The sequence below is a fragment of the Aminobacter sp. AP02 genome (assembly GCF_003148805.1).
Lineage (GTDB): Bacteria > Pseudomonadota > Alphaproteobacteria > Rhizobiales > Rhizobiaceae > Aminobacter.
In genome coordinates this window covers 70361-80430 of record NZ_QGGX01000021.1, presented here as the reverse complement: position 1 = coordinate 80430, position 10070 = coordinate 70361, and the positions used below count along the sequence as shown (strand labels likewise).

Here is a 10070-nt window from a genome sequence, read left to right as displayed (position 1 = left end):
TCAGCCTGCCAGCCGTGGCGCGCTGATCAGCCCGGCCAATGCCGGAGAGCTCGGCGACCAATGCCGCAAGCTACACCACTTAGCGGGACACGATCTGGTGGTCCGATACGCTTGCCTGGGATCCAATGGCGCAAGTGCGATTGCAGTGCGCAGTCATTGTCGACGTGTTTCGATCAGTCGAGCTGCGACCGACAAGGCAGGGGAACGCCTTTGGCTCCAGCGAACTGGAAGCAAGCCGATGACGATTGCCAGACTGACATGTGGAAGGAGAAGTGGTGCCGCTTGCGTGACTCGAACACGCGACCCCATCATTACGAATGATGTGCTCTACCAACTGAGCTAAAGCGGCTTCCAGGCTTCGCGACACGAAGGCGCGAGACAGTGAGTGCCTGATAACTTCATTGCGCTTGGATTTCAAGCGGCCTTTGAAGGGTTTTGACAAGTGGCGAAGAAGTCGCCGCCTGTCGCTGCGTAAGGGCGCTGAGGTTGCGCCGTGTGCGGCCCTTGGCGATCAGCCGGCGATGCGCGCCTTGGCTGCGGCGTATTCATTGGCCAGTCGCTCGACCAGTTCGGCGACCGGTACGACCTTGTCGACGGCGCCGATGCCCTGGCCGCAGCCCCAGATGTCCTTCCAGGCCTTGTATTTGTTGTCGCCCTCGAAATCCATCTGCGTCGGGTCGGAGACGGCCAGGTTGTCGGGGTCCATGCCGGCGGCGCGTACCGAGCCCTTGAGGTAGTTGCCGTGGATGCCGGTGAACAGGTTGGAATAGACGATGTCGGCCGCCTTGGATTCGACGATCATCTGCTTGTAGGCATCAGCCGCGCGGGCCTCTTCGGTGGCGATGAAGGGCGAGCCGATATAGGCGAGGTCGGCACCCATGGCCTGCGCAGCCAGCACCGCACCGCCATTGGCGATGGCACCCGACAAGAGCAGCGGGCCGTCGAACCACTGGCGGATTTCCTGGATCAGCGCGAAAGGCGACAGAGTGCCGGCATGGCCGCCGGCGCCGGCAGCGACTGCGATCAGGCCGTCGGCGCCCATCTTGATCGCCTTGCGGGCGTGGCGGTCGTGGATGATGTCGTGCAAAACGATGCCGCCATAGGAATGGACGGCCTGGTTGACCTCTTCGACGGCGCCGAGCGAGGAGATGACGATCGGAACGCGGTATTTCACGCACAGGCGCAGGTCGTGCTCAAGCCGCTTGTTCGACTTGTGGACGATCTGGTTGACGGCGAAGGGGGCCGCGGGGCGATCCGGATTGGCTGCGTCATGGGCGGCGAGGTCCTCGGTGACCATGGCCAGCCACTCGTCGAGCTGGGCCTCGGGTCGTGCGTTCAGCGCCGGGAACGAGCCGACGACACCAGCCTTGCACTGCGCCAGCACCAGCGGCGGATGCGAGATGATGAACAGCGGTGCGCCGACCACAGGCACGCGCAAATTCTTCTTGAGGATTTCAGGCAGCGCCACGCTTGTCTCTCCCGGTTCTCGATTTTGACGTTTCCGTAAACGTCACTCCATATAGCAGATCGAGCGCGATCGACAATGTACAGGCTTGAGAGCTTGCCGCGCTTGTTTTGCCGACCTCAAGGCACATTGCATCCAGTTTTGGCCGACAAAACGCTAACAGCGCCGTTGATTGATGCCTTTTCTGCCGCTAACCATCTGGCAACACAGGCGCCGTTACGAGGAATGTCGATTGGATTCGATCGAAAAGGCGATCCGGAACGCTTTTGAAAAAGGCGATCCCGAGAACCGCGAGTTTCGCGAAAAGGTCTATCGCGCGGCTTTTGCGGCACTTGACCGTGCGCTCAAGAACAACCCGGCCATGACGGTGGAGGTAGCGATCAACCGCCGCAAGGCGCTGCAAGCGACGATCACCGACATAGAATCGGAGTTCATGCCGGCTGGCCCCGCGGTATCGGTCGGCGCGACCAATGCGACCTCGGCTCCGGAAGTTTCGCTCAACGGCAACGGCGCGGCCAAGGCGCCGTCCGTCTCCATCGGCAAGCCGGCAAAGGGCGTGACCCCGGTCGTGCCTGACATCATGCCCGATACGATCCTGCCTGGCGCTCCGCCGGTCGAGATCACCGAAAAGCGCAGCCGGGCCGAGCGGCGTGCCGCCGACCGCGCCAGCGCGCGCAGCGAAAGGCGGCGTCCTTACGCGGCGATGTTTTTTGCGGTGACCCTGCTCGCCATGGGTGGCATCGGCGCCTGGTGGGCGGTGCAGACCGACCTGTTCAAATCGGCGGCCGAGATCGACACTTCGGTGCACAATCCGCCGAAGCAGCTGGATAGCGAGGATTTTTCGCCTGACGGCGCAAATGTCGGTCCGGCGCGCCCGGGCGATGTTGATCAGGCACGCAACTGGATCAGCGTGTTCACGCCAACAGACATGACTGACGTCAGCGTGCCGAGCGGCACGACGGCCGAAATCACTACGGACGACACTGGCCGCTACCTTCGCATTCGCTCGGGCACGACGGGATCGGCGGTCAGTTTCGACGTCGGCCAGGGCGTGCTCGAACAGATAGCGGGCAAGCATGCGGTCTTCGACATCGTGGCCCGCGCCGAGGACGGCAAGGAAACGCAGATGGCCGTCGACTGCAATTTCGGCGAGCTCGGCGATTGTGGCCGCAAGCGCTATATCGTCAGCTATCAGCGTGGCGAATATCTGTTCGAGATGGACGTGCCCGACAAGAAGCCGGGTGCCGCCGGCAGCATCGCCATCAATTCGGACTTCGCCAAGGAAGGCAAGGCGGTCGACATCTACGAGATCCGGGTCTCGGTGACCGAATAGGGGCCCGGTCTGGTCCCCTAGTCCAGCAGCGCCCGCAGCGTTTCGATGCGGTCGGCCTCGGCCGACGGCTTGTCCCAGCGCAGGCGCGATATCCGGGGAAAGCGCATGGCGACGCCGGATTTGTGGCGCGTCGAGCGGTTGAGGCCTTCAAAGGCGACTTCCAGAACCAGCCCGTTGTTCCTGTCGGCGCGCACCGAGCGCACGGGGCCAAAGCGTTCGATGGTGTTGTCGCGGACATATTTGTCGATCTGCTTCAGCTCCTCGTCGGTGAAGCCGAAATAGGCCTTGCCGACCGGCACCAGCTCCTCAGCGCCCTCGGCACCCGACCAGACACCGAAGGTATAGTCGGAATAAAAGCTCGATCGCTTGCCGTGGCCGCGCTGGGCATACATCAGCACCGCGTCGACCGTGTGCGGGTCGCGCTTCCACTTGAACCACGGACCTTTGGGGCGACCGGCGAGATAGGGCGAATCGAGCCGCTTCAGCATCACGCCTTCGATGATCGGGTGTGGTGGAGCGCGTCGCATCTCTTCGAGTGCTGCCCAATCATCGAACCGAACCAGCGGCGACAGGTCGAAGCGGCCTGGATCAAGGGTGGCGATGAAAGCTTCGAGCCGCTTTCGCCGCGCGGTGAAGGGCAGGGCGCGCACGTCCTCGCCGTAGATCTGGAGCAGGTCGTAGCAGCGTACGAAGGCCGGATATTGCGCCTGCATCTTGGTCGAGACGGTCTTGCGGTTGAGCCGCTGCTGCAGATCGGAGAAGGTGCCGGTGGCTTCAGCCGGCAAGCCGACGAGGAGTTCGCCGTCGAGTGCGGCGTCGAAATTCATCGCCGCCACGACGTCGGGAAAGGCACCCGACACATCGTCGCCGGTGCGCGAATAGAGACGTCGGATACCGCTCTCGGACACGGCCTGGACCCGGATACCGTCCCATTTCCACTCGGCGGCATAGTCGGCGGGAGCGAGCTTCTCAAGGTCGCCGTCTCCGACAGGATTGGACAGCATGACCGGGCGGAACAGCGCCTTGGCTGCCTTCTCCGGCTTCGGTGCATGGCCTTCCAGCCAGGCGAAGAGTTCGGCATAGGGGGCGGAAAGGCCGTGCCAGAGTTCCTCGATTTCAGATACCTCGACCTTGCCGAGATCGGCGAGCGCCTGCTTGGCGAGCCTGGCCGACACACCGATACGCAAGCCGCCGGTGACCAGCTTGATGATGGCGAAACGGGCCGACACACCTGATTGGTCGAGGAGACGGGCAAGCACGGCCGGCCCGTCCGACCGGCTTGCCGATTGCAGCTTTTCGACCACCTCGGCAAGCGTGATGTCGTGGTTGGGCCGGCTCCCCGGCGTCTCGGGCCAGACCAGCGAGACCGTTTCGGCGAGGTCGCCGACATAGTCGTAGGAGTAGCCGAAAAGCACCGGGTCCATCCTCTCGGCCACCAGTTGGCGCAGCATGGCGGGTTTGACGGATGCGATGTTGAGATCGCCGGTCAGGGCGGCAAGCGCGAGCCCTCGGTCGGGATCCTCGACCTCGCGGAAATAGTCGGTGATGAGCTTGAGCTTGCCGTTGCGCGACGGCGTCAGCACGAGGCGGTCGAGGAGCTCGGCGAAGCGGTTCATCAGTCCCCCTCGTCCTCGTAGCCGACGAGGTGCAAGGGCCGGGCGACGATGCCGTTGAGTTCGCACCAGCGCACCAGCGCTTCCTCGCGGCCGTGGGTGACCCAGACTTCGCCGGCGCCGGTATCCCTGATCGTTTTGGTCAGCTCGTCCCAGTCGGAATGGTCGGAAATGATGAGCGGCAACTCGACGCCGCCTTGCTTTGCGCGCTGGCGGATGCGCATCCAGCCCGAGGCGAAGCAGGCGAGCGGATCGGGAAAACGCCGCGCCCAGCGGTCGGCGAAGCTCGACGAGGGTGCGACGATGATCGCGCCGGCGAAATCGCGCTTGTCGCCGTCCTCGACGGTCGCCGGCTGCAGGTCGCCGAGCGCCACGCCCTGGCTCTCGTAATAGTCGCTGAGCCGGGAAATAGCGCCGTGAATGTAGATCGGCTTGTCGTAGCCCTGGTCGCGCAACAGGCGCATGACGCGCTGTGCCTTGCCAAGTGCATAGGCGCCGACGAGATGGGCACGCTCGGGAAACTGGTGCACCGATTTGAGCAAGCGGGCGATCTCGACCGCAGCGTCGGGATGACGGAACACCGGCAGCGCAAAGGTCGCCTCCGATATGAAGACGTCGCAAGGCACGACCTCGAACGGCGCGCAGGTGGGATCCGCGCTGCGCTTGTAGTCGCCCGAGGCAACGATGCGCAGGCCGTTGTGCTCGACCGCGATCTGCGCCGAGCCGAGCACATGGCCGGCGGGATGGAACGAGATCCTGACGTCGCCGAGTTGAAGCTTCTCGCCGAACGCCATCGCCTGGGTCGTCCCGGCAAAGCCCGGCCCGCAGCGGATGGCCATGATGTCGAGCGTCTGTTGCGTCGCCAGCACCTTGGCATGGCCGGGGCGGGCATGGTCGGAATGGCCATGGGTGATGAGCGCGCGATCCACCGCGCGCACCGGGTCGATGTAGAAATCGCCGGGCGGGCAATAAAGCCCCTCGGGGCGAGGATGAAGCAGGTCGCTGGCGCGCATTGTTTCAAGATAGGCATTTGGCGCTTGCGTGGAAGGCCGCTTTGGCAGTAATGCGCGCCACTCTCCTCTTTATGGATCCCGCGCTTGACGCTGTTGCAGCTCTCTTCCAACGACCTGCTTGCCGACCGGCGGGCGGACTATGCCGAAATGCTGTTCGGTTCGGGCGAGCACGCAGCCGCCGCCGAGCTGATGCTGGGTGCGCTCGAAATCGCACCGAAATGGGCGATGGGCTGGTTTCGCCTCGGCGAGATGCAGGAAGCCGCCGGTGCGCTCGACGCCGCAGCCGAGGCCTGGCGTATGTCGCTGAAGCTCGAACCAGCGGATCGGCCAGGGGCTGCGCTCAAGCTGCAGCTGATCGGTGCTGCCCCTGCGAGCGAAAGCCCGCCGAGTGCCTTTGTCGAGACCTTGTTCGACCAGTATGCCGACAAGTTCGACCACGCGCTGGTCGAGACCTTGCACTACCGCGTGCCAGAGCTGCTGACGGCGGCGATTGCCGCAACCGGTCGGACGCATTTCGACCATGCGATCGATCTCGGCTGCGGCACCGGCCTGATGGGCGTGAAGTTGCGGTCCGCGGCGAAGCGGCTCGACGGCTACGACATCTCGGCCGAGATGCTGCGCAAGGCGCGCGATAAGGGCGTCTATGACAGGCTTGAAAAGGCCGACCTGCAGGAATTGGAATTTGCGGGCGAGGCAGCAGACCTTGTCACCGCCGCCGACGTGTTCATGTATCTCGGTGGCCTCGACCGGGTGTTTGCGAGCGTCATGAAAATGCTGGCGCCGGGTGGGCTGTTTGCCTTTTCGGTCGAGCGGTTCGCGGGCGAGGGCGCCTTTGAGTTGCAGGCCTCGCGCCGCTATGCCCATTCCGAAGCCTATGTGCACGGGCTGATTGCGGCCGCCGGTCTGAGGCTGGTGTCGCTGGAGCGCGCCGTGATCAGGCAGGACCGCCGCGAGCCGGTCGAAGGGCTGATCGTGGTGACGGAGAGGGCGGCCTAGCGGCTGCTGCTCGGGCTGCCGAACATGCCGCGCGAGCGCAGCGGCTTTTCCGTGGACTTTTCGGTTATGCCCGCCTGCTTTTGCAGCTGCTCGATTTGCGCCTGAAGCTCGCGGACGAGTTTTTCCAGCTCGGTGATGCGGGCTTCGTGGGAGGCTGTGTCGGTCATGGTGTCTGGCTCGATTGTACAGTTTCCACCATGTGAAGCGGTGTAGGAAGAGATGCAAGTCGGGAAGGCCTCATTCCTTTGCACCCCAAGGCTTGTTCGATGCCGTCTCCTTGATCCCTTTTTGTTCCAGATTCCGCTTGGCGCGGGGGTGCGCGCGCGTTAGGTCTGTGGCGTGACGAGCCAAGCGCGACTGGAGCCGAATTCGACTGCCGCCCTGCTGCCTGAACCATTCGTGCGATGGTTCGCCGAGCGCGGCTGGTCGCCGCGCGCGCATCAGCTCGACTTGCTGGCCAGTGCTCAGCAGGGCAATTCGGTGCTGTTGATTGCCCCCACGGGTGCCGGCAAGACCCTGGCCGGCTTCCTGCCCGCGCTGACCGACCTCGCCATCCGGCCGAAGAAGCGGCCGGGCGAGGCGCAGCGTGGCGTGCATACTCTCTACATCTCGCCGCTCAAGGCACTGGCCGTCGATATCGAGCGCAATCTGGGCAAGCCGGTGACCGAGATCGGCCTGCCAATCACGATGGAAACGCGTACCGGAGACACGCCGGCCCACAAGCGCACGCGACAAAAGCTTTCGCCGCCCGAGATACTGCTGACGACACCGGAACAGCTGGCGCTGCTGATCGCCTCCTCCGATGCCGAGCGGTTCTTTTCCGACCTGCGCTACATCGTGCTCGACGAGTTGCACTCACTGGTCACATCCAAGCGAGGCCACCTGCTGTCGCTCGGGCTGGCGCGGCTGCGCGCCTTCGTCCCCGGCCTCCAGGCGATCGGTCTGTCGGCGACGGTGGCCCAGCCGGATGAGTTGCGGCGCTGGCTGGTCAACCAGAACCCTGCCGGCGACATGGCCGATTTGATCACGGTAACAGGTGGCGCCAAGCCCGAGATCACCATTCTCGATTCCGAAGAGCACGTGCCTTGGTCGGGCCATTCGGCGCGCTATGCCATTCCTGACGTCTACGAGGCCATCCGCAAGCATCGCACGACCCTGCTGTTCGTCAACACGCGCAGCCAGGCCGAGCTGTTGTTTCAGGAGCTGTGGCGTGTCAACGACGACAGCCTGCCGATCGCACTGCATCACGGCTCGCTCGACGTCGGCCAGCGCCGCCGCGTCGAAAAGGCCATGGCAGACAATGCGTTGCGTGCCGTGGTGGCGACCTCGACGCTCGATCTCGGTATCGACTGGGGCGATGTCGATCTCGTCATCCATGTCGGCGCACCGAAGGGCGCGAGCCGGCTGGCCCAGCGTATCGGCCGCGCCAACCACCGCATGGACGAGCCAAGCCGGGCGATCCTCGTGCCAGCCAATCGCTTCGAGGTGCTGGAATGCCGGGCGGCACTCGAGGCCAACTATCTCGGCGCGCAGGACACCCCGCCGCTCATCGAGGGCGCGCTCGATGTCCTGGCGCAGCATGTGCTGGGTTGCGCTTGTGGTGCGCCTTTCCGCGCCGATGACCTGTTCGACGAGGTGAGGGGGGCTGCTCCTTATGCCGCGCTTGATCGCGATACCTTCGACCGCGTCGTCGATTTTGTCGCCACCGGCGGCTATGCGCTGCGCAGCTATGAGCGCTACGCCCGCATTCGCCTGACCAAGGATGGTACCTGGCGCGTTTCGAACCCCCGCATTACCCAGCAGTACCGGCTCAACGTCGGCACCATCATCGAAGCGCCGATGCTGAATGTTCGCTTCACCCGCGCCAAGGGCAAATCGGGTGCTGGAAGCGCTCAGTCGCTTGCGCTGCGCGGTGGCCCGGTCCTCGGCAAGATCGAGGAGTATTTCGTCGAAACACTGTCGATCGGCGAGATGTTCATCTTCGCCGGCAAGGTGCTGCGCTTCGAAGGCATCCGCGAAAACGAGTGCTACGTTTCATCAGGCGGTGGCGGCAACGTGCTGGTGCCCTCTTACGCCGGTGGCAAGTTTCCGCTGTCGACCTATCTCGCCGAGCAGGTGCGCGGCATGCTTGCGGACCCAAAGCGCTGGAAAGCGCTGCCCGAGCAGGTGTCGGACTGGCTGCGCATGCAGCAGATGAAATCGATCCTGCCAAAGCGCGGGGACCTCTTGATCGAGACATTTCCGCGCGGCGAGCGCCACTACATGGTGGTCTATCCCTTCGAAGGCCGGCTGGCACATCAGACGCTTGGCATGTTGCTGACCAGGCGGCTGGAGCGAGCCGGTGCGCGGCCACTTGGTTTTGTCGCCACCGACTATTCGTTGGCCATCTGGGCGCTCGGCGATCTGGGCGCGATGTTCAGGGCGAGGAAGCCATCGCTCGCCGAGCTATTCGACGAGGACATGCTGGGCGACGACCTTGAGGCATGGCTGGCCGACAGCTGGCTGCTCAAGCGCACCTTCCGCAATTGCGCGGTGATTTCCGGCTTGATCGAAAAGCGCTTTCCCGGCCAGGAAAAGAGCGGCCGGCAGGTCACGGTTTCGGCCGACCTCATTTATGACGTCTTGCGCAGCCATGAGCCCGACCACATCCTGCTCAAGGCGACGCGGGCGGACGCTGCCAGCGGACTGCTCGATGTCAGGAGGCTGGCCGAAATGCTCTCGCGTGTTCGCGGACGAATCGTCCATAAGATGCTCGACCAGATTTCGCCGCTGGCGGTGCCGGTGATGCTGGAAATCGGCAGGGAGCCGGTCAATGGCGAGGCCAACGATACGCTGCTGCTCGAAGCGGCGGACCTGATCGAAGAGGCAATGGGAAGAGCATGAACATAGCCGCGCGGGATCTGGTCAGGGACGGCTGCGAAGCGATCGCAATCGCTGGCGTGCGTGCTGTCTGCGACCAGCGCGGGGCGCTGCATTTCCCCGAGCTCGACCTGCTCGTCGTCTCGGACCTGCATCTCGAGAAGGGTTCTTCCTTTGCCCGCCGCGGCCGCCTGATCCCGCCCTACGACACGGCGGCGACGCTTCTGCGGCTCGCGTCCGTCGTCGAGGACTATGCGCCGAAGACCATCGTCAGCCTTGGCGACAGCTTCCATGATGGCGAAGGTGCTGCACGCTTGCCGGACCCGTTCCGCGACAGCCTGATCGGCATGATGAAGGGCCGCGACTGGTTCTGGGTCGCGGGCAACCACGATCCCGACGCACCCGATGATCTGCCCGGCGAGACCGTTCAGGAATTGGCGGTTGGCGGCCTGGTGTTCCGCCATGAGCCGTCGAAAGGCCATGCCGAGGGCGAGGTTGCGGGGCATCTGCATCCTTGCGCGCGCATCGTCCAGCGCGGGCGGTCGGTCAGGCGGCGTTGTTTTGCCGGCGACGGCGCGCGGCTGGTGATGCCGGCTTTCGGCTCGTTCACCGGCTCGCTCAACGTGCTCGATCGTGCCTACAAGGGCATGTTTCGCGATGGCGCGCCGACCGCCTACATGATCGGCACGAGCCGGGTGTATGCGATCGCGGGCTCGCTGCTGAGACCAGGCTAGTTCTTCCCGCTTCGGAATCCGCCAGTTTTGCGGTAGTGTCGAAGCGAGCCAGGCAAG

General features: G+C 64.2%; 8 protein-coding genes and 1 tRNA gene. 4 read left to right on the top strand and 5 right to left on the bottom strand.

Going from position 1 to position 10070, the window contains the following annotated elements:
• Positions 1–273: 273 nt before the first annotated feature.
• Together C8K44_RS22580 and C8K44_RS22575 are read right to left on the bottom strand one after the other, a co-directional pair.
• Positions 274–349: transfer RNA gene (locus C8K44_RS22580), tRNA-Thr, on the bottom strand.
• 162 nt (positions 350–511) lie between these two features.
• Entirely contained in the window at positions 512–1468 is a 957-nt protein-coding gene (locus C8K44_RS22575; RefSeq protein ID WP_109578020.1) for a nitronate monooxygenase family protein, read from the bottom strand.
• 229 nt (positions 1469–1697) lie between these two features.
• On the opposite strand from C8K44_RS22575, the gene C8K44_RS22570 reads away from it, so the two are divergent.
• Positions 1698–2798, top strand: coding sequence for a hypothetical protein (locus tag C8K44_RS22570; RefSeq protein WP_109578019.1), 1101 nt, complete (start codon positions 1698–1700; stop codon positions 2796–2798).
• A gap of 17 nt (positions 2799–2815) precedes the next feature.
• On the opposite strand, the gene C8K44_RS22565 is transcribed toward C8K44_RS22570, so the two are convergent.
• Positions 2816–4414 (bottom strand): cisplatin damage response ATP-dependent DNA ligase, encoded by a 1599-nt coding sequence (locus tag C8K44_RS22565; protein WP_109578018.1) that lies wholly within the window; start codon positions 4412–4414, stop codon positions 2816–2818.
• On the bottom strand, positions 4414–5424 hold the full coding sequence (locus tag C8K44_RS22560) for a ligase-associated DNA damage response exonuclease (protein WP_109578017.1): 1011 nt from the start codon (positions 5422–5424) through the stop codon (positions 4414–4416). Before C8K44_RS22560 ends, C8K44_RS22565 begins: the two co-directional genes overlap by 1 nt.
• 84 nt (positions 5425–5508) lie before the next feature.
• On the opposite strand from C8K44_RS22560, the gene C8K44_RS22555 reads away from it, so the two are divergent.
• Positions 5509–6420 (top strand): methyltransferase domain-containing protein, encoded by a 912-nt coding sequence (locus C8K44_RS22555; protein WP_199227181.1) that lies wholly within the window; start codon positions 5509–5511, stop codon positions 6418–6420.
• Here the strand turns inward: C8K44_RS22555 and C8K44_RS27580 are convergent.
• The gene (locus C8K44_RS27580; RefSeq protein ID WP_158282777.1) at positions 6417–6587 is read right to left on the bottom strand and encodes a hypothetical protein; all 171 of its coding nucleotides are present in this window, start codon (positions 6585–6587) and stop codon (positions 6417–6419) included. The two genes, C8K44_RS22555 and C8K44_RS27580, sit on opposite strands and share 4 nt — an antisense overlap.
• Positions 6588–6759: 172 nt before the next feature.
• Between C8K44_RS27580 and C8K44_RS22550 the strand changes: the two genes are divergently transcribed.
• Both C8K44_RS22550 and pdeM read left to right on the top strand, forming a co-directional pair.
• Complete coding sequence (locus tag C8K44_RS22550; RefSeq protein ID WP_199227180.1) at positions 6760–9303, top strand: ligase-associated DNA damage response DEXH box helicase; 2544 nt, start codon at positions 6760–6762, stop codon at positions 9301–9303.
• Positions 9300–10013, top strand: coding sequence for a ligase-associated DNA damage response endonuclease PdeM (gene pdeM / locus C8K44_RS22545; RefSeq protein WP_109578015.1), 714 nt, complete (start codon positions 9300–9302; stop codon positions 10011–10013). The genes C8K44_RS22550 and pdeM overlap by 4 nt, the downstream gene beginning before the upstream one ends.
• The last annotated feature ends 57 nt before the right edge of the window (positions 10014–10070 follow it).